This is a genomic window from Pseudomonas sp. LAMO17WK12:I1, from assembly GCF_900177315.1.
Classification (GTDB): domain Bacteria; phylum Pseudomonadota; class Gammaproteobacteria; order Pseudomonadales; family Pseudomonadaceae; genus Aquipseudomonas; species Aquipseudomonas marginalis.
Genome location: NZ_FWZV01000004.1, coordinates 392,052 through 410,597, shown reverse-complemented (window position 1 = coordinate 410,597; position 18,546 = coordinate 392,052). Strand labels below are relative to the sequence as shown.

The 18,546-nt window shown below is 61.3% G+C and carries 17 protein-coding genes; 9 read left to right on the top strand and 8 right to left on the bottom strand.

The window, feature by feature from the left end; translation table 11 throughout:
- Window positions 1–185: 185 nt before the first annotated feature.
- Window positions 186–482 (top strand): PilZ domain-containing protein, encoded by a 297-nt coding sequence (locus B9N88_RS09650; RefSeq protein WP_027604218.1) that lies wholly within the window; start codon window positions 186–188, stop codon window positions 480–482.
- A 62-nt stretch (window positions 483–544) separates the two neighbouring features.
- Here the strand turns inward: B9N88_RS09650 and B9N88_RS09645 are convergent, their stop codons facing one another.
- Window positions 545–1,234, bottom strand: a complete 690-nt coding sequence (locus tag B9N88_RS09645) for an MlaA family lipoprotein (protein WP_027604219.1) — start codon at window positions 1,232–1,234, stop codon at window positions 545–547.
- Between the two features lie 194 nt (window positions 1,235–1,428).
- Between B9N88_RS09645 and B9N88_RS09640 the strand changes: the two genes are divergently transcribed.
- A complete protein-coding gene (locus B9N88_RS09640) occupies window positions 1,429–2,037 on the top strand; it encodes a hypothetical protein (protein WP_027604220.1) in 609 nt (202 codons plus the stop codon).
- 110 nt (window positions 2,038–2,147) lie between these two features.
- A complete protein-coding gene (locus tag B9N88_RS09635) occupies window positions 2,148–2,414 on the top strand; it encodes a DUF4404 family protein (RefSeq protein ID WP_027604221.1) in 267 nt (88 codons plus the stop codon).
- A 63-nt stretch (window positions 2,415–2,477) separates the two neighbouring features.
- Here the strand turns inward: B9N88_RS09635 and queF are convergent, their stop codons facing one another.
- Both queF and B9N88_RS09625 read right to left on the bottom strand, forming a co-directional pair.
- On the bottom strand, window positions 2,478–3,308 hold the full coding sequence (gene queF, locus B9N88_RS09630) for an NADPH-dependent 7-cyano-7-deazaguanine reductase QueF (RefSeq protein WP_027604222.1): 831 nt from the start codon (window positions 3,306–3,308) through the stop codon (window positions 2,478–2,480).
- Window positions 3,309–3,374: 66 nt separating this feature from the next.
- A complete protein-coding gene (locus B9N88_RS09625) occupies window positions 3,375–3,896 on the bottom strand; it encodes a copper-resistant cuproprotein CopI (RefSeq protein WP_027604223.1) in 522 nt (173 codons plus the stop codon).
- A 157-nt stretch (window positions 3,897–4,053) separates the two neighbouring features.
- Between B9N88_RS09625 and B9N88_RS09620 the strand changes: the two genes are divergently transcribed.
- Window positions 4,054–4,734, top strand: coding sequence for a heavy metal response regulator transcription factor (locus B9N88_RS09620; protein WP_027604224.1), 681 nt, complete (start codon window positions 4,054–4,056; stop codon window positions 4,732–4,734).
- Window positions 4,731–6,086, top strand: coding sequence for a heavy metal sensor histidine kinase (locus tag B9N88_RS09615; protein WP_027604225.1), 1,356 nt, complete (start codon window positions 4,731–4,733; stop codon window positions 6,084–6,086). The genes B9N88_RS09620 and B9N88_RS09615 overlap by 4 nt, the downstream gene beginning before the upstream one ends.
- A 104-nt stretch (window positions 6,087–6,190) precedes the next feature.
- On the opposite strand, the gene B9N88_RS09610 is transcribed toward B9N88_RS09615, so the two are convergent.
- From B9N88_RS09610 to B9N88_RS09600, 3 genes are read right to left on the bottom strand one after another with little or no spacing between them, the layout of a single operon-like run.
- Window positions 6,191–7,435: a lipoprotein-releasing ABC transporter permease subunit gene (locus B9N88_RS09610; RefSeq protein WP_027604226.1), complete on the bottom strand. Its 1,245-nt coding sequence runs from the start codon at window positions 7,433–7,435 to the stop codon at window positions 6,191–6,193.
- A gap of 58 nt (window positions 7,436–7,493) precedes the next feature.
- Window positions 7,494–8,177: a lipoprotein-releasing ABC transporter ATP-binding protein LolD gene (lolD, locus tag B9N88_RS09605; protein WP_024074097.1), complete on the bottom strand. Its 684-nt coding sequence runs from the start codon at window positions 8,175–8,177 to the stop codon at window positions 7,494–7,496.
- A 7-nt stretch (window positions 8,178–8,184) separates the two neighbouring features.
- Window positions 8,185–9,435, bottom strand: a complete 1,251-nt coding sequence (locus tag B9N88_RS09600) for a lipoprotein-releasing ABC transporter permease subunit (protein ID WP_027604228.1) — start codon at window positions 9,433–9,435, stop codon at window positions 8,185–8,187.
- Window positions 9,436–9,529: 94 nt separating this feature from the next.
- On the opposite strand from B9N88_RS09600, the gene B9N88_RS09595 reads away from it, so the two are divergent.
- Entirely contained in the window at window positions 9,530–10,114 is a 585-nt protein-coding gene (locus tag B9N88_RS09595) for a PilZ domain-containing protein (protein ID WP_027604229.1), read from the top strand.
- Window positions 10,115–10,158: 44 nt separating this feature from the next.
- Window positions 10,159–10,881 carry a glycerophosphodiester phosphodiesterase gene (locus B9N88_RS09590; RefSeq protein WP_027604230.1) on the top strand — a complete coding sequence of 241 codons (723 nt, stop codon included), beginning with the start codon at window positions 10,159–10,161 and terminating at the stop codon, window positions 10,879–10,881.
- A 42-nt stretch (window positions 10,882–10,923) separates the two neighbouring features.
- On the opposite strand, the gene sthA is transcribed toward B9N88_RS09590, so the two are convergent.
- Window positions 10,924–12,318: a Si-specific NAD(P)(+) transhydrogenase gene (sthA, locus tag B9N88_RS09585; protein WP_003189670.1), complete on the bottom strand. Its 1,395-nt coding sequence runs from the start codon at window positions 12,316–12,318 to the stop codon at window positions 10,924–10,926.
- A gap of 234 nt (window positions 12,319–12,552) precedes the next feature.
- Between sthA and B9N88_RS09580 the strand changes: the two genes are divergently transcribed.
- Window positions 12,553–13,086: a chalcone isomerase family protein gene (locus B9N88_RS09580; RefSeq protein ID WP_027604231.1), complete on the top strand. Its 534-nt coding sequence runs from the start codon at window positions 12,553–12,555 to the stop codon at window positions 13,084–13,086.
- A gap of 195 nt (window positions 13,087–13,281) precedes the next feature.
- On the opposite strand, the gene B9N88_RS09575 is transcribed toward B9N88_RS09580, so the two are convergent.
- Window positions 13,282–14,745 (bottom strand): glyceraldehyde-3-phosphate dehydrogenase, encoded by a 1,464-nt coding sequence (locus B9N88_RS09575; RefSeq protein WP_027604232.1) that lies wholly within the window; start codon window positions 14,743–14,745, stop codon window positions 13,282–13,284.
- Window positions 14,746–15,085: 340 nt separating this feature from the next.
- Between B9N88_RS09575 and mfd the strand changes: the two genes are divergently transcribed.
- On the top strand, window positions 15,086–18,535 hold the full coding sequence (mfd, locus tag B9N88_RS09570) for a transcription-repair coupling factor (RefSeq protein ID WP_027604233.1): 3,450 nt from the start codon (window positions 15,086–15,088) through the stop codon (window positions 18,533–18,535).
- Window positions 18,536–18,546: the final 11 nt, after the last annotated feature.

Below are 18,546 nucleotides of genomic sequence, written 5' to 3'. Positions count from 1 at the left end.
ACAACGCAATGGGATTTTTCCCATGCACAACTGTAAAGCAGAGGTGCCCTTCTAAGGCGCAGACGGTACTCCCATCCGCCGGGGGTTTCAAGCTCATGCCGATGGTCGCCGGGCGTCTTTACATCGCAAATCACCGGGAGTTATAAGAACAGCCAAGACCACAACACAAAGTAAGGATGGAACCGATGGGCGAACACGAGCGCGACTACGCCGAAAAACGCGATTTCATCCGCATGCGGGTGGATGCCGAAGTATCTTTGCTCCACGAAGGCCAGGAGTTTGCCGGGGTTTGCGTGGACCTTTCCAGCTCCGGGATGCAGGTGCAGGCACCGCGTCAGTTCGCGGTGGGAGACCTACTCACCGTGCGCATTGATTCAGAGCACGTGGCGCTCAAGGGCCTGGAGGCTGACACGGAAGTGGTCTGGACCAAAACCGTGGGCGACGAGCAACAACTCGGGCTTAGGATCCTGAAAATGCGCTGAAACCCGCGCACAAAAAAGGCGACCGCCAGGGTCGCCTTTTTTTCATTTCAAAACATCACAGCTTAAAAGTCGTCGACGACCTTGCCGTCCTTGACCTTGAACTCGCGGTTCTGCAGGTAGGCATTGCGGATAAAGGTGTACTTGTCGCCGGTGATCAATTTCTCGCTGTCGAGCAGGCTGGCACGGGTGTCAACGATGTTCAGGCCCATGGTGCTGTTGCGCCAGCCGATATCGTTCATATAGCGGTACGGTTGGGTGTAGCTGTCCACGTATTTGGACGGTGCATCACGCAAGGTGCTCGGGCCCAGCAGCGGGATCATCACGTAGGGACCGCTGCCCACGCCCCAGTAACCGAGGGTCTGGCCGAAGTCTTCATCACTGCGTTGCAGCCCCATTTTGGTGCCGACGTCGATAAAGCCCAGCACGCCGAACGTGGTGTTAACCAGCAAGCGCGCAGTGTCGACCCCGGCATTGTGGGGTTTGAGCTGCAGCACGTTGTTGGCCAGGTTGCCGACATCGCCGATATTGCGGAAGAAGTTGTGGATACCATCTTCGACAAATTGCGGAGTGATCCACTGATAGCCTTGGGCCAATGGCTTGAGGGCGTAGGTATCAACGGTGTCGTTGAAGGTGAAGATCGGGCGGTTGACGCTTTCCCATGGATCATCTTCCGATGCAGCCTGTGCAGCGAAAGGCGCCAGCAGGACAGTGGCACACACCGATAGCTGAGCGAAGTAGTGGCTCCAGCGCATAGCTTTTGCTCCTTGAATGGTCTGTCATGGGCGCTATGCCCTGAATAAGGCCGTCAGTATATGACGGAAGTGTCCAATTAGGCAGCTGCTAGGAATCGTCCTAACACAAATGGACAATTTTCCTACAATTACCCCGCTGTCATCTGCTTGTCATCCTGCCCCGATAGCGTCACAGCTATTTCAGGGATGTCGACATGCCTCACGCCGAGATAGCCATCGCCAACGCGCCCGCCTTGACTGCTGTTCTGTTTGGCCTGAGTGGTTGCCTGGTGGACTTTGGTTCCCGGGCGCGCACCGATTCACCCTCCCCGGACTCCCAAGCCACACCCGGCGCCCTGAAAATCCTGCGCAGCCTCAAGGAACAAGGCGTCCCCTGTGCCTGGCTGGATGAACTGCCGCCTTCGGTAACCACACCACTGGCCGCCGTACTGCCCAACTGGCTCAAGGCCGCATCCCCCTCCTCCATCCGCTGGCCCGCCCCTCATGCCTGCTGGCAAGCCTTGATGGAACTCAACATTGAACGCCTGGAAGGTTGCGTACTGGTCAGCGGCGAGCCGCGCCTGTTGCAATCGGGCCTGAATGCCGGCTTGTGGACCATTGGCCTGGCCTCCTGTGGTTCATTGTGCGGCCTGGCGCCTGAGCAGTGGCAGGCGCTGAGCGACAAGGAACGCGAGCACAGGCGCGGCAAAGCCACCGTTGAGCTCTATGGCCTGGGGGTCCACTCGGTGATCGATCACCTCGGTGAACTCGGCACCTGCCTGGCCGACATCAGCCTGCGCCAGCTCAAAGGCGAGAAGCCCTGATCGAGATCATGCACAGTCGGCGCCCGTGGATTAATCTACAGGTCAGTCCGTAGACCTTTCACGGCGTGCCGTGGTCTATGCCAGTGCCTATCGATAAAAGGAAGAACGTCATGCCTGATCGCAAAAAACTGGAAGAACAGGTCGAGATCCTGCGCGGGCAGCTGGAACAGGAGCCGCCGCTGTCGGAAGAAAAACGTGATGCTCTGCAAGCCTTGATTGCCAAGTTTGAATTGCAACTTGAACTTGAACCAGCCACTCAAACGCCGAGTATTTCCGACGATGTGAGCCAAGCTGCCATAGAGTTCGACGCTGAGCACCCGGTGATTTCCGGGACACTGCGCAATATCATGATCACCTTGGGCAATATGGGGATCTGACCCGAGCCCAAGCCAGGCGCAGAACCAAAAGGTAGGAGAGGGCTTGCCCCCTCCCACCTTTGCTTACTGACGGGCCAGGCGCACGTTCTGGAACGCCACATCCTCAGTACTGCGGTAAGGGTTGATATCCAACCCGCCGCGCCGCACATAGCGCGCATACACCGTTAACTTCTCCGGCTTCAGCAAACGCTGCAGGTCGAGGAAAATGCGCTCCACGCACTGTTCATGGAAATCCGAGTGCTGGCGAAAGCTCACCAGGTATTCCAGCAAACTCCCGTGATCCAACGCCGAACCACGGTACTCCACCACCACGCTGCCCCAGTCGGGCTGGCTGGTCACCGGGCAGTTGGACTTGAGCAGGTGGCTGTGCACGCTCTCCTCGACAATGCGCGAGTCATCACAACGCAGCAGCTCCGGGCGCGGGTGTTCGTAGTTGCTGACACTGATATCCAGATCGTCAATGCACGTGCCCGGCAACGCCATCACGCCTTCGGCCTCAATGTCGGCCAAGCTGCGGATACGCACGGTAACAGGCTTGCCGGCGGCGGCGCTGAGGTCGGTGCGCAGGGTCGCTTCCAGGCTTGGTGTATCGGTGAACGCGGTCTGGTTCAGCGAGTTGAGGTACAGCTTGAACGACTTGGACTCGATGATGTTTGGCGAGTCGGCGGGGATGCTGAACTCACCGATGGCCACCACCGGCTTGCCCGACGGCAGCAGCCAGGACAACTCGAAGCAGTTCCAGAAATCCACGCCCTTGTACGGCAGGGTCTCGGCGCTCAGGCCCAGCTCGGCCCATTTGGCGGCGCGTGGAATCGGGAACAGCAACGAAGGGGTGTAGGTGGAAATGTATTCACTGGACTTGCCCAGCGGCGAATGTTCGGCTGCGGGATGCATGGCGGAAACCTGGCTAAATAAACCGCGCCAGTCTACCAGCCTTTGCCCCCGCCCTTAAGAAACGCCTTACTCAACGGTCAGCTTGCCGACCATGCCCGCCTGATAATGCCCGGGGAGGTTGCAGGCAAACTCCAGGCCGGTGGCCTTGGTGAACGTCCAGGTCAGCTCAGCGGTCTTGCCGGGCTCCACCAGCACGCTGTTGGGATCGTCGTGTTTCATGCCGCCCATTTCACCGTGGCCCATGGCACTATGATCCATCTTGCCCATTCCCGTGGAAGTGAGCATGCCGCTGGCCTGCATCTGCAGCATTTCCTTCTGGTGTTCGGCGTGCATCGCCGCGTCACCGAGGTTGAATTCATGCAGCAACTGGCCTTTGTTGACCAGTACAAAGCGCACCGTCTCACCGGCCTTGACGTCCAGGGACGTGGGCGAAAAGGAAATATCCTGCAGCGTCACTTCCACGGTGCGTGTGGCCTTATCCGCCGGTGCCGGCTGGCCGAACGCATAGGTATGGGCCGCATCCGCCATTGCATTGAAACTCAACGCCAACAGGCAGCCCGCCAACAACAGGGGTGTACGCAATGCCATCTCGATTCTCCAAAAAGTGTGCAACCTGCTTGGACAGCACTCTAAGAGTGCGCCGCTGCCAGCCAGCTGACTGCTAGATTACAACTTTGTCAGGTTGCGCCCTTCCCCTGGCACCCAGGGTATAAAGCCCCTGGTGAACTGTTGCCAAGAGCCGCCCATGAAATTGCTGATCGTCGAAGACCAACCGAAAACCGGCCACTATCTGCGCCAAGGCCTGGCCGAGGCGGGCTTCACCACCGAACTGGTGGCCGACGGTACCAGCGGCCAGCACCTGGCGCTGACCGGCGATTATGACCTGTTGATCCTGGATGTGATGCTGCCCGGTCGCGACGGCTGGCAAATCCTGCAAGCGGTGCGCAGTGCCGGCCTGGAGATCCCGGTGCTGTTTCTGACCGCCCGGGATGCCGTGGAAGACCGGGTGCACGGCCTGGAACTGGGTGCCGACGATTACCTGGTCAAGCCCTTTGCCTTCTCCGAACTGCTGGCGCGGGTACGCAGCCTGTTGCGCCGTGGCAGCAGCACGCCGCAGGAAACCGCCCTGCAACTGGCCGACCTGCGCCTGGACCTGCTCCGCCGCCGCGTCGAACGGGACGGCCAGCGCATCGACCTCACCGCCAAGGAATTCTCCCTGCTGGAGCTGCTGCTGCGCCGCCAGGGCGAAGTCCTGCCCAAGTCGCTGATTGCCTCCCAAGTATGGGACATGAATTTCGACAGTGACACCAACATCATCGAAGTCGCGATCCGGCGCCTGCGCCTGAAAGTCGACGATCCTTTCCCCACCAAGCTGATCCATACCGTGCGCGGCATGGGTTATGTGCTGGAGGAGCGCAGCCATTGATCCAGCGTCTGTCCCTGGCCAGCCGCCTGGCTCTGCTGTTTGCGGCGTGCACCGCGGTGGTCTCGTTGTTCGCCGGCGTGCTGTTCAACCGTGCCAGCGAGGCGCACTTCATTGAGCTGGACCAACAGCAACTCGACAGCAAGCTGGTGGCGCTGCGCAGTACCTTGCAGGGCGTCGAATCACTGGACTCATTCGCCCAACGCGAAGCGCAGCTGCGAGCCGAGCTCAATCGCCAGCCTGACCTGACATTGCGCATCACCGCCGCCGGCCAGCGCTGGCTGGACGATGCGCCAAGCGTCAGCCTGCCCGAGGCGCCTGGCCTGCACACCCTGCAGAACGCCGGCACCGACTACCGCGTGTACAACGCCCCCTTGAGGCCCGGCCAGCCCGCCTCACCGCAACTGACCCTGATGCTCGACATCACCCATCACCAGCACTTCCTGCAACGCATGCAACATTTGATCTGGCTCACCGTCGGCCTATCGGCCCTGGCCACCGCGCTGCTGGGCGCCTGGGCTGCACGCAGTGGCTTGCGGCCGTTGCGGCGCATGGGCGAAGTGGCTGCCAGTGTGTCGGCCCACTCCTTGACCCAACGCCTGCCTCAGCAGCAAATGCCGGCGGAATTGGCCGAACTGGCCCAGGCCTTCAATGCCATGCTGGGGCGATTGGACGACGCCTTCCAACGCCTGTCGGCCTTCTCCGCCGACATTGCCCATGAACTGCGCACGCCCCTGTCGAACCTGCTGACCCAGACCCAGGTCATCCTGACCCAACCGCGCCTCTTGGAGGATTACCGCGAAGCGCTGCACAGCAACCTGGAAGAGCTGCAATGGATGGCGCAGCTGGTGAATGACATGCTGTACCTGGCCAAGGCGGACCACGGCTTGCTGGTGCCCAAGCGCGAGCCGTTGGTGCTGGCGGATGAAGTGGAGACGTTGCTGGAGTTTTTCGCGTTGCTGGCAGAAGACGCACAGGTCTCGCTGGTACGCGAAGGCGGCGCACAAACCGCCGGCGATCGCGGCATGCTGCGCCGGGCCCTGTCGAACCTGCTGGATAACGCCCTCAGGTTTACCCCGGCCGGCGGCCAAGTGCGCGTGCGGATGGTTGAAGGCGTACGGGGCGTGACACTGACGGTAGAAAACAGCGGGGAAGGTATTCCAGCGCACGTGTTGCCGAGGCTGTTCGACCGGTTCTACCGAGCCGACCCGGCGCGCCATGAAGGCAGCAGCGAGCATGCGGGGCTGGGATTGGCGATTACCCAGTCGATTGTGCGGGCACACGGGGGGAGGATTTTTTGTGAATCCGCGGCGGGGTGGACAAGGTTTGTGATTGAGTTGCCCAGGGGAAATTGATGCAAGCCAGGCCGGCCCTATCGGGGGCAAGCCCCCTCCCACACGTTGATCCGTGAATACATTCAAATGTGGGAGGGGCTTGCCCCCGATAGCGGTCTTAAAGACTACGAATACCTAAGGGCATGCGCCGGCTCAATCTTCGCCGCCCGATACGCCGGGTAAATCGTCGCCAGGAAGCTCAACACAAACCCGGCCGTACAAATCAGCACCACATCGCCACTTTGCAGCTCCGAAGGCAGGTTGCTGACGAAGTACACATCCGAACTGAAGATATGCTGCCCGCTCACCCGCTCCAGCCAGCCCACCAGCTCACTCACGTTCAGCGCCGCAATCACCCCCAGCACGCCGCCGATCAAGGTGCCGACAATGCCGATCACCGTGCCCTGCACCATGAAGATCGCCATGATCTGCCGTGGCGTGGCACCGATGGTGCGCAGGATCGCGATGTCCGCACCCTTGTCGTTCACCACCATGATCAGCGTGGCGATGATGTTGAACGCCGCGACGGCGACGATCATCAGCAACAACAGGCCGATCATGGTCTTTTCCATCTTCATCGCACTGAACAGGCTGCCCTGGGTGTGGGTCCAGTCATCGGGCTTGTAGCCGCTGCCGAGGCTGGCGGCGATGTCCGCCGAGACCTTGGGCGCTGCGTACAGGTCTTTCAACGCCAGGCGCACGCTCTGCACCTGGTTCGGCTGCCAATGCTGTATCTCGGCAGCGTCAGCCATGTGGATGAGGGCCATGGAGCCATCCAGCTCGGCGCCGACCTTGAAGATACCCACTACGTTCAGACGCTGCATGCGCGGGGTGATACCACCGGGCGCACTGCTGATTTCCGGGACGATCAGGGTCAATTTGTCGCCCACATTCAGGCGAAAACGCCGGGCGGTGATTTCGCCGACCACCACGCCGAACTCGCCGGGCTTCAGGTCTTCCAGTTTGCCCTGCACGATATGCTGGGCCACGATCGACACCTTGCCTTCCTGGGCCGGATCGACGCCGCTGATCTCAATCGGCTGCATCGCGCCCTTGTAGGAGAACATGCCGTCCATCTGCGTGAACGGTACGGCGGCAGTCACTTGCGGATTCTTCATCGCCGCAGCGGCCACCGGCTGCCAATCGTCGATCGGGTTCACCCCGACGATAGTGGCGTGGGGCACCATGCCAAGGATGCGCGAGCTCATTTCACGCTGAAAGCCGTTCATCACCGATAGCACCACGATCATCGCCAGCACGCCCAGGGCGAGGCCGATCATCGAGGTCATCGAGATGAACGAAACAAAACGGTTGCGGCGCTTGGCGCGGGTATAGCGCGTGCCGATGAAAATCGATAACGGTCTGAACATTCGCGGGCACCGTTGGAAAAATAGAAAACCCGGCGTCAGGCACCGGGCTTGAAACAGGTCAGATGGCGACCAGATGACCTTCCTGCAGGTGCAGCACACGGTCCATCTGGCGGGCCATGCTCATGTCATGGGTCACCACCAGGAACGCAGTGCGCATCTGGGTGCTCAGTTCCAGCATCAAGTCCTTGATGCCCTGGGCCGTGTGGGAGTCGAGGTTGCCGGTGGGCTCGTCGAGCATCACCAGCCCCGGGTTGTTCACCAGGGCACGGGCAATCGCCACACGCTGGCGCTCACCGCCGGACAGTTCGGCCGGCTTGTGCTCCAGGCGATGGCCGAGGCCGACGCGCTCGAGCAACGCCTTGGCGCGCTGGCGCGCTTCCGGGATCGCGGTCTTGCCGATCAGCAACGGCATGCACACGTTTTCCAGGGCGGTGAATTCCGGCAACAGGTGGTGGAACTGGTACACAAAGCCCAACGAACGGTTGCGCAACTGGCCACGGGCCTTTTCATTCAGGGCCGACAGTTCTTCACCGGCCAGCCATACGCTGCCCTGGGACGGCGTATCGAGGCCGCCCAACAGGTTGAGCAAGGTACTTTTGCCGGAACCGGAACTGCCGACGATCGCCACGCGCTCGCCGGGATGCAGTTCCAGTTGCAGGTTGGACAGCACCACGACCGATTCCGGGCCTTCCTCGTAGGATTTGCCCAGGTTGCGGCAGCTCAGGATTGCTTTTTCACTCATGCCCGATTCACTCATAACGTAAGGCCTGTGCTGGCTGGGTACGTGCCGCGCGCCAGGCTGGATACAGGGTGGCAAGGAAACTCAGGACCAACGCGGCGCCGCCCACCATTAGCACGTCCTGGGCTTGCACCTGGGACGGCAGGTAATCGATGAAGTAGACGTCGGCGTTGAGGAACTTGTGGCCGATCACCTTTTCAAGCAAGGCGATGGCGGCACTCACATTCAGCGCGGCCAAAATGCCTACCGCGGTGCCGATCAAGGTGCCGACCACGCCGATCACGGTGCCCTGCACCATGAAGATCGCCATGATCTGCCCCGGCGTGGCGCCGAGGGTGCGCAGGATGGCGATGTCGCCCTTCTTGTCATTCACCACCATCACCAGCGTGGAGATGATGTTGAAGGCGGCAACGGCGACGATCAGCAGCAACAGCAGGCCGATCATGGCTTTTTCCATGCGGATGGCCTGGTACAGGTTGCCGTGGGTGCGAGTCCAGTCGCGGGCGTAGTACTGGCTTTCACCCAGGTGTTGGGCGATTTCCCAGGCGCCGCGCGGGGCATCGAACAAGTCGTTGAACTTCAGGCGCAGGCCTTGCACCTGGTCCGGCTGCCAGCGATGCAGGCGGGCCAGGTCGGTGAGGTTGGTCAGGCCGAGGTAGCCGTCGATCTCGCCGGCGCCGACGTGGAAAGTGCCGACCACGGTAAAGCGCTTCATGCGCGGGAACATGCCGGCCGGCGTCACGGTGACTTCCGGCGCGACGAAGGTCAGCTTGTCGCCGATGCCTACGCCGAGCTTGGCCGCCGCCTTGTCACCGATGACAATGCCAAAGCTGCCGGGGGCCAGATCGTCGAGTTTGCCCTGCAACATGAACTTGTCGATGATCGAGACGTTGCGTTCCTGGGCCGGGTCGATGGCATTGAGCAGGATTTTCTGCACCTTGCCGTCGTTGGTCAGCAGCCCCTGCATCTGGGTAAACGGCGCCACGGCCACTACCTTGGGGTTCTGCTTGACCTTGGCGGCCAGGCTTTGCCAGTCGCTGATGGGCGCATCGCCCTCGATGGTCGCGTGGGGCACCATGCCCAGCACGCGGGTGCGCATCTCATGATCGAAGCCGTTCATCACCGACAGCACTACGATCATCACGACCACGCCAAGGGCGAGACCGATCATCGAGGTCAAGGAAATGAACGACACAAAATGATTGCGACGCTTTGCACGGGTATAACGCGTGCCAATAAATACGAAGAGAGGTCTGAACATGTCGGGGCTTGTTCGGAGGAAAAGAAGACGTCCCGGTGGCGGGGTCTGGTAAGCAGCTTTACACTCAGACCATTACCGTTACCTGGGGTTCGCCATGTCGACATTAGATGAAGAAGAGCGCCGCGAATACTACCGTATCGACGACATGATCGCACTCCAAATCAAAAGCCTGTCTGCCCCCGAAGCGGCGAGCAAGGAAGTGTTGCTGGATGATTCACCGCTGTTCAATCTGCTCAGTGAACTGCACCTGAGCGAATTTGAAGCCCAGCACCTGCTGCGCCAGCTCAGCGAGAAGGATCGCACCCTCGTGGCCTTTCTCCGGGTGCAGAACAAACGCCTGGACTTGCTCAGCCAAATCATGGCCCGCGGCCTGCTGGATGAGGTCGGCGCCCCGCAACCGGTGATCATCTCCGAAGGCGGCATCGATTTCCAACACCCCTCCCCCCTGACGGTGGGTGCGCACCTGGCGGTCAAGCTGGTGCTGATGCCCCAGGCGCTCGGCCTGCTGCTGCGCGCGCGGGTCACCCATTGCGATCCCAAGGGCACAGGCTTTGACGTCGGCACGGAATTCGAAGCCATGACCGATGCCCAACGCCAGCTGCTGGCGCGCTACATCCTGCAGAAACAGGCGCAGGAACGGCGCCTGGCACGGGAACAGAGCGACGCCCAAGACACCTGAATTCGTATTTACCCCGCCAGACAAGCTGGCGTAAAGGAGCAACTGTGACCCTGATCTACGGCCACCGCGGTGCCAAAGGCGAAGCACCGGAAAACACCCTGACCAGCTTCCAGGCGTGTCTCAAGCACGGTGTACGCCGCTGCGAACTGGATTTGCACCTGTCCATGGACGGCGAGCTGATGGTCATCCACGACCCAACCCTCAAGCGCACCACCGACCGGCGCGGCAAAGTCGTCGAGTATTCGGCAGCAGACCTGGTGAAGATGGACGCGCGCAAAGGCGGCCCGGGCTGGGTCAAGCCTTGCCCGATTCCGCGCCTGGAAGAGCTGTTCGAACAGTGCGACTTCGATCACTGGCAACTGGAAGTCAAAAGCGCCTCGCGCACCCGCGCCGCGACCACCGTGCTGGCCATTCGTGAGATGGCCGTGCGTTTCGGCCTGATGGACAAGGTCACCGTGACCTCAAGCTCGCGGGAAGTGTTGAAAGCAGCGGTTGAACTCACCCCCGACCTGTCACGCGGGCTCGTCGCCGAATATGCCTGGCTCGACCCGCTGAAGGTCGCGCAGAACTATGGCTGTGAGATGCTGGCGTTGAACTGGACGTTGTGCACCCCCGAACGCCTGGAAAAAGCCCAGCGCCAGGGTTTGCATGTGTCCGTGTGGACGGTCAACGAACCTGCGCTGATGCGCAGGCTCGCCGACTTCGGCGTAGATAGCCTGATTACAGACTTTCCCGGTTTGGCCACTGCCACCCTCGAGAATTACTGAAATCGGTCTCCCCGGCCGGCTCAGGCCACCGGCCGGAGCCGCTCAAAAAAGCCGGTTGAGGCCGTCGTAGGCCGCTACCCGATAGGCTTCGGCCATGGTCGGGTAGTTGAACGTGGTGTTGACGAAATACTTGAGGGTATTTTGCTCACCCGGCTGGTTCATGATCGCCTGGCCGATGTGCACGATCTCCGAAGCCTGGTAGCCGAAGCAATGCACGCCGAGGACTTCCAGGGTTTCGCGGTGGAACAGGATCTTGAGCATGCCTTGCGGCTCACCGGCGATCTGCGCACGCGCCATGCTCTTGAAGAACGCCTTGCCCACTTCGTAAGGCACCTTGGCCTTGGTCAGTTCGTGCTCGTTCTTGCCGATCGAGCTGATCTCGGGAATCGTGTAGATCCCGGTCGGCACGTCGTTCACATAACGCCAGCTGCCGTTGTCGACAATGCTGCCGGCCGCCGAACGGCCCTGGTCATGCGCCGCACTGGCCAGGCTTGGCCAGCCGATCACGTCACCGGCGCCGTAGATGTTCGGCACGCAGGTACGATAGTTCTCGTCGACTTCGATCTGGCCACGGCTGTTGACCTTGACCCCGATGTTTTCCATGCCGAGCTTGTCGGTATTGCCGGTACGGCCGTTGCACCACAGCAAGGCATCGGCCTTGATCTTCTTGCCGGACTTGAGGTGCAGGATCACGCCGTTGTCCAGGCCTTCGACCCGCTCGTATTCTTCGTTGTGACGCACGGTGATGTTGTTGTTGCTGAAGTGGTAGCTCAACGCCTGGGAAATTTCCGAGTCGAGGAAGCTCAGCAACTGGTCGCGGTTGTCCACCAGCTCCACCAGCACGCCCAGGCCGCTGAAGATCGAGGCGTATTCACAGCCGATCACGCCGGCGCCGTAGATGATCAACTTGCGCGGGGTGTGGCCCAGGCTGAGGATGGTGTCGCTATCGTAGATACGCGGGTGGTGGAAATCGATGTCCGCCGGGCGATACGGGCGCGAACCGGTGGCGATGATGATGTGCTTGGCCACCAGCTTCTCGACCACGCCGTTGGCGCACACCACTTCGACGGTTTGCTCGTCGGCGAAGCTGCCGGTGCCGAAGAACAGGTCGACACGGTTACGGGCGTAGTAGCCGGTGCGCGAAGCGACTTGCTTGGAGATGACCTTCTCGGCGCTTTTCAGCACGTCCGGGAACGAGAACCAGCGCGGCTCACCAATGGCCCGGAACATCGGGTTGGTGTTGAACTGCATGATCTGGCGCACCGAGTGACGCAGAGCCTTGGACGGGATGGTGCCCAGGTGGGTGCAGTTACCGCCGACCTGGCGACGGCTATCGACCATTGCCACCTTGCGCCCTGCCTTCGCGGCGTTCATCGCCGCACCTTCTCCAGCCGGGCCGGAACCCAGTACCACCACGTCGTAGTTGTAGACAGCCATGCGTACTCCTCAGAACAGGCCAGGCGCACGGTTGGACGCCTGGCTAAATCATGCCGCGGCCAGCGGTCATGAAGGACAATTTGGCTCAAGTGTGTGAACCGGGGCACAGTCTATATAAGGCTCAACGCCGCGCACATTAACCCTTGGTCGCGTCGTAGGCCAGTTTTGCCTTTACTACAGGAACAGGAAACCGGCATTACACTGCTGACACGCACCTTTGCAGGACGGGCCATTATGCGGCATGTCGTTTTCTGTTTAATGATGATTTTTTCGGTTGTGGTGCATGCGAGTGAGGCAGACCGCCTCCGGCAAGCCGATTTTCCTGCGCAAGCCCATGGACTGGCGCTGAAAAACCAGACGGTGTTCACCTACCTCTGGGCGGATGTGTACGCGGCTGCGCTGTATGCCCCGCAAAATGGGAGCGCCAGGCAGGCATGGGACTCGCAACAGCCGCTGCGCCTTGTGCTGTATTACTTTCGCGACATCGACCGCAACGATGTGATCAAGGCGGCGACGGCCACCTTGGAGCGCCAGCAAGCCAGCCCTCGCCTGAAGCTTGAAGTCGACCAGTTGCACGCCAGCTTTCGTAACATCCGCAGCGGTGATCGCTACGCCCTGGACTTTCGCCCCGGCCGTGGCCTGAACCTGGAGATCAATGGGCAGGTGGTGTTCAGCAGCCGCAATGACGCGCTGGCAAGGGCCTACCTGGGCATTTGGCTGGCGCCCAAGGGTTTGTCCGATGACTTGCGCGGCAAACTGCTGAAATGAAAATGGCCTGCCCGTTAGGCAGGCATACGCTGAACTACCGCTATCGGGGGCGAGCCCCCTCCCACATTTGAAGGTATTCACACCTCGAAATGTGGGAAGGAGCCTGCTGCCGATCAGGCCCTGCTCGGCAACACAAAACCCGCAGCCATGAAAAAGCCCCGAACCAGTCGGGGCTTTTTCATTCAGTGCAAAGGCTTAGCGCGGGAACGCAGGCGGGTTGACCCCGGCCATGTCTTCCATCACGCGAACCACCTGGCAGCTGTAGCCGAACTCGTTGTCGTACCAGACGTACAGTACAACGCGGTTGTCCTGGGTAATGGTCGCTTCCGCGTCCACTACACCGGCGTGGCGCGAGCCAACGAAGTCGGTGGACACCACTTCCTGGGAATTGACGAAGTCGATTTGCTTGTGCAGGTCGGAGTGCAGCGCCATGTAGCGCAGGTACTCGTTCATCTCTTCACGGGTAGCGGCTTTCTCAAGGTTCAGGTTGAGAATGGCCATCGACACGTTCGGCGTCGGCACACGGATCGCGTTACCGGTCAGCTTGCCGGCCAGCTCAGGCAAGGCCTTGGCAGCGGCGGTGGCGGCACCGGTCTCGGTGATGACCATGTTCAGCGCGGCGCTGCGGCCACGGCGATCGCCCTTGTGGAAGTTGTCGATCAGGTTCTGGTCGTTGGTGTACGAGTGAACGGTTTCAACGTGGCCGTTGACGATGCCGAACTTGTCATTAACGGCCTTGAGCACCGGCACGATGGCGTTGGTGGTGCAGGAGGCGGCGGACACGATCTTGTCGTCAGCGGTGATTTCACCGTGGTTGATGCCGTGCACGATGTTCTTGAGCTTGCCTTTGCCAGGCGCGGTCAGCACGACGCGGTCGATGCCCGGGCAGGCCAGGTGCTGGCCCAGGCCTTCGGCATCACGCCATACGCCGGTGTTGTCCACCAGCAGGGCGTCCTTGATGCCGTACTGGGTGTAATCCACCTCGGTCGGGTTCTTCGCGTAGATCACCTGGATCAGGTTACCGTTGGCGGTGATGGTGTTGTTTTCTTCGTCGATGGTGATGGTGCCGTTGAACGAACCGTGTACCGAATCGCGACGCAGCAGGCTGGCGCGTTTGGTCAGGTCGTTCTCGGCGCCTTTGCGCACCACGATGGCACGCAGGCGCAGGCCGTCGCCGCCACCGGTTTTTTCGATCAGGATGCGCGCCAGCAGGCGGCCGATACGACCGAAACCGTAGAGGACAACGTCGGTGCCTTTGCGGGCAGCGGCGTTTTGCTGGCCCACCACATCGGCCATTTCTTCACGCACGAACTGCTCGGCGCTGCGGCCGGCACCTTCCTTGCGGAACTTGTAGGCCAGCTTGCCCAGGTCTACCGAAGCCGCGCCGAGCTTGAGCTCGCTCATGGCCTTGAGCAGGGGGAATGTTTCGTGGACGGAGAGTTCGCTGTCGTCGGCGGAACGATGGCGAGCAAAGCGATGCGCCTTGAGAATCGCGATGACTGATTGGTTGATCAGGCTGCGGCCATAGATCGAGCTCACCACATTGTTATTGCGGTACAGCTGACCGATAAGCGGGATCATCGCTTCTGCGAGTGCTTCACGGTCGATCCATTCACCAAGACACTGGTCGGGCTTCTGAGTCACGGGAACCTTCCACATGTAGGGGCTGAAAAAAGGGGCTACATTATGTCGTCCGACCGCCCGTTGAGCAATGCGCCAACCACAACAAAAAGCCCTTGCAAAAAAATACCACCCCGCTACAGGCCAGGAAACACGCGGGTTTCAGAAGGCCACCAATGGCGCAGTGCCGCCAACTTGTCCGTAACTCTCCGAAACATCCGTGCAAAACGGCACTACATAATGAGTCAAAAGGCTGCTTTGTTTGTCTTAGCCACTACATTTCCTACAAACCGTAATAGGCTCAGTCAGCAACTGACAGGCGGCACCCCGGGCCGTTACAATTACCGACTTTGTCGCAACGCTTGGAGCTCAACCTTCCGTGCCCGTTCTGCGTCTACCGCTTCTCCCTGCCGCGGCAGGTAAACAGCACTGGGGCAACCTGCCCGGTGCCGCCCTGAGCCTGGCCATTGCCGAGGCTGCCAGCGCAGCCAAGCGCTTTACCCTGCTGCTTACCGCCGACAGCCAAAGCGCCGAACGGTTGGAGCAGGAGCTGAGCTTCTTCGCCCCCGATTTGCCGGTGCTGCATTTTCCCGACTGGGAAACCTTGCCCTACGACCTGTTCTCGCCGCACCAGGACATCATCTCCCAGCGCATCGCCAGCCTGTACCGCCTGCCGGAACTGGCCCACGGTGTGTTGGTGGTGCCGATCACCACCGCCCTGCACCGCCTGGCGCCGACCAAGTTCCTGCTGGGCAGCAGCCTGGTGCTGGATATCGGCCAGAAACTCGACGTGGAACAGATGCGCACGCGCCTCGAAGCCAGCGGCTACCGCTGCGTCGACACGGTGTATGAACACGGTGAATTCGCCGTGCGTGGTGCGCTGATCGACCTGTTCCCCATGGGCAGCAAGTTGCCGTACCGCATCGACCTGTTCGATGACGAAATCGAGACCCTGCGCACCTTCGACCCGGAAAACCAGCGGTCCATCGACAAGGTCGAGTCGATCAAGCTGTTGCCGGCACGGGAGTTCCCGCTGCAAAAGGACGCGGTCACGCGCTTCAAGGCGCGCTTCCGTGAACGCTTTGACGTGGACTTCCGCCGCTGCCCGATCTTCCAGGACTTGAGCAGCGGGATTACCCCGGCGGGCATCGAGTACTACCTGCCGCTGTTCTTCGACGAAACCTCGACCCTGTTCGACTACCTGCCCCAGGACACCCAGGTGTTCTCGTTGCCGGGCATCGAACAGGCGGCGGAAAACTTCTGGAACGACGTGCGTAACCGCTATGAAGAGCGCCGCGTCGATCCTTCCCGGCCTTTATTACCGCCCGCCGAGCTGTTCCTGCCGGTGGAAGACTGTTTCGCCCGCCTGAAAAACTGGCCGCGCGTGGTCGCCAGCCAGCAGGATGTGGACACCGGCAGCGGCCGCGAGCGCTTCCCTGCGGCGACGTTGCCGGACCTGGCGATCCAGGCCAAAGCCACGCAACCCCTGGAAGCACTCTCGAACTTCCTCGGCGACTTCCCCGGCCGCGTGCTGTTCACCGCCGAATCCGCCGGGCGCCGTGAAGTGCTGCTGGAGCTGCTGGAACGCCTGAAGCTGCGGCCGAAAACCGTCGACAGCTGGCCGGATTTTGTCGCCAGCAAAGAGCGCCTGGCGATCACCATCGCGCCACTGGACGAAGGCCTGCTGCTGGATGACCCGGCGCTCGCGCTGATCGCCGAAAGCCCGCTGTTCGGCCAGCGCGTGATGCAGCGTCGCCGCCGTGAAAAACGCGCCGACGCCAACAACGACGCGGTGATCAAAAACCTCACGGAACTGCGCGAAGGCGCGCCGGTGGTGCATATCGACCACGGTGTCGGCCGCTACCTGGGTCTGCAGACCCTGGAGATCGACAACCAGGCCGCCGAATTCCTCACCATGGAATACGCCGAGGGCGCCAAGCTCTACGTGCCGGTGGCCAACCTGCACCTGATCGCCCGCTACACCGGCAGCGACGACGCCCTGGCGCCGTTGCACCGCCTGGGCTCCGAGACCTGGCAGAAAGCCAAGCGCAAGGCCGCCGAGCAAGTGCGCGATGTCGCCGCCGAACTGCTCGACATCTATGCCCGTCGTGCGGCGCGCGAAGGGTATGCCTTCGCCGACCCGAAGGCCGACTACGCCACCTTCAGCGCCGGCTTCGCCTTCGAAGAAACCCCGGACCAGCAAACCACCATCGAAGCGGTGCGCGCCGACATGCTCGCGCCCAAGCCGATGGACCGCCTGGTGTGCGGCGACGTGGGCTTCGGCAAGACCGAAGTGGCCATGCGCGCGGCCTTTATTGCGGTACACGGCGGCAAGCAAGTGGCGATCCTGGTGCCGACCACCCTGCTCGCCCAGCAGCACTACAACAGCTTCCGTGACCGCTTTGCCGACTGGCCGGTGACCGTGGAAGTGATGAGCCGCTTCAAGTCCGCCAAGGAGGTGAATGCCGCCGTCGCCGACCTCGCCGAAGGCAAGATCGACATCGTGATCGGAACGCACAAGCTGCTGTCGGACGATGTAAAGATCAAGAACCTGGGCCTGGTGATCATCGACGAAGAACACCGCTTCGGTGTGCGTCAGAAAGAACAGCTCAAGGCCCTGCGCAGCGAGGTCGACATCCTTACCCTCACCGCCACGCCGATTCCGCGTACGCTGAACATGGCGGTGTCGGGCATGCGCGACCTGTCGATCATCGCCACACCGCCGGCGAGGCGCCTGTCGGTGCGCACGTTCGTGATGGAGCAGAACAAAAGCACAGTCAAGGAAGCGCTGCTGCGGGAATTGCTGCGTGGCGGCCAGGTGTACTACCTGCACAACGACGTAAAAACCATCGAGAAATGCGCCGCCGACCTCGCCGAACTGGTGCCGGAAGCACGCATCGCCATCGGCCACGGGCAGATGCGCGAACGCGATCTCGAACAGGTGATGAGCGACTTCTACCACAAGCGCTTCAACGTGCTGATCGCCTCGACCATCATCGAGACCGGCATCGACGTGCCTAGCGCCAACACCATCATCATCGAACGGGCGGACAAGTTCGGCCTGGCCCAGCTGCACCAGCTGCGCGGCCGGGTTGGGCGCAGTCACCACCAGGCGTATGCCTACCTGCTGACGCCGCCCCGCCAGCAGATCACCGGGGACGCCGAGAAGCGCCTGGAAGCGATCGCCAACACCCAGGACCTGGGCGCCGGTTTTGTCCTGGCCACCAACGACCTGGAAATCCGCGGTGCCGGCGAACTGCTGGGCGATGGCCAGAGCGGGCAAATCCAGGCCGTCGGCTTCACCCTGTATATGGAGATGCTCGAACGCGCGGTGAAAGCCATCCGCAAGGGCGAGCAGCCAAACCTCGACCAGCCCCTGGGCGGCGGTCCGGAAATCAACCTGCGCTTGCCGGCGTTGATCCCCGAAGACTACCTGCCGGATGTGCATGCACGCCTGATCCTGTACAAGCGCATCGCCTCGGCCACCGACGAAGAGGGCCTCAAGGACCTGCAGGTGGAGATGATCGACCGCTTCGGCCTGCTGCCCGAGCCGACCAAGAACCTGGTGCGCCTGACCCTGCTCAAATTGCAGGCCGAGCAGCTCGGGATCAAGAAAGTCGACGCCGGGCCGCAAGGCGGGCGTATCGAGTTCGAAGCGCAGACGCCGGTGGACCCCCTGGTGCTGATCAAGCTGATCCAGGGCCAGCCCAATCGCTACAAGTTCGAAGGGGCTACGCTGTTCAAGTTCATGGTGCCGATGGAACGTGCCGAAGAACGCTTTAATACATTGGAGGCGTTGTTCGAGCGCCTCATCCCGAAATCTGCTTGAAGGACGCCCCA